This window comes from Yersinia sp. 1252 StPb PI, assembly GCF_048593885.1.
GTDB classification, from domain to species: domain Bacteria; phylum Pseudomonadota; class Gammaproteobacteria; order Enterobacterales; family Enterobacteriaceae; genus Yersinia; species Yersinia enterocolitica_E.
In genome coordinates, this window is the sequence record NZ_JAZGQE010000399.1 from 1 (window position 1) to 1,065 (window position 1,065).

Genomic DNA, 1,065 nt, shown 5'->3' on the forward strand with positions numbered 1-1,065 from the left:
AAGGCCGGAAGCGACAATGACAGTTTGTTCTCTTTTATTCGTAAGGCACATCTACAAGAAGCTCAGGAATTCAGGCGTAAGGGGTATAACAGCCAGGTGCCCGAGGTTGACCCGAGGTTAGTGACGCAGCTGCATGACGCCGTGACCGCTGCCAAATCCCGCATATACCTCCAGGCAAGCGTTGGGGGACCGCTGGGTTCCCTATGGCTACTGGAGCAGATAGGAAAAATAGAGCGCTTCACAGGCAGGCTTTCAGACGACCGCATACAAGACTGGGTCGAGCATGAACTGCCGCGCAAAAACAGTGAGGGAGCAGAGGAGACTTCATTGGGGAGCAGGAGCGTGGCCCAGTCGTTGGTAAGGCGGCTGGAGTTAACCCTGCAGAAGTTGATACGTGTTGTCCATACCCTGCGTGCTATTGATGACTACAGCACGCCGGAAAAACGGCGCGACCTGCTCGTCACTGAGCTTACCGACGCGTTCTCTTCTCGTGATGACAATACGGTGATACAGGCTCTGGGGAGGATGACGGCAGAGGTTGCAGGAAATGCCGCCTGGTCTTCCCTTATACAGGCCCGGGCAGCGGCATGGGAGGCCGATAAGCCGATCACCTTCGGTGTGATGATCGAAACCACACGGCACGAAGCAGAAAAAGCCAATAAAAAAGCCCGTGAGCTGCAGGGCGCTTCGCAGGCTTTCTTTAGTGATGTTGCCGCCTTTCTCCAGAGCCTATCCCGCGATTTGGCAACAGCATCGATTAACGTAAGTCAGAGCGTTTCTCCCCAGGTCATGCCGCCTGTGAATAATGATGAGGTGGCTGCGCCGTTGTCACGATCAAACACACTCACGCAGAGAATCAAGACGGGTTTTGCTAAGAAAAAGGAGCAAGGGCAAGTGGTGCTTGCGGTGGCGAAAAGCTATGCGTATAGGGGCGCTGGGATCCTACGGCATGGTCATACAACTGAAATCCCATCAAAAGAGCCCGAATACGTCATTGCCGATTCCATCATCAGAAGCATTTTATGGCAGTGGCAACAGCCGGCAATAAAAATTCAATACGCCAGC

General features: G+C 53.7%; 1 protein-coding gene. It reads left to right on the top strand.

The window, feature by feature from the left end:
- Positions 1–1,065: hypothetical protein (locus tag V2A85_RS23890; protein ID WP_420072580.1), on the top strand; the 1,065-nt coding region annotated here is incomplete at both ends.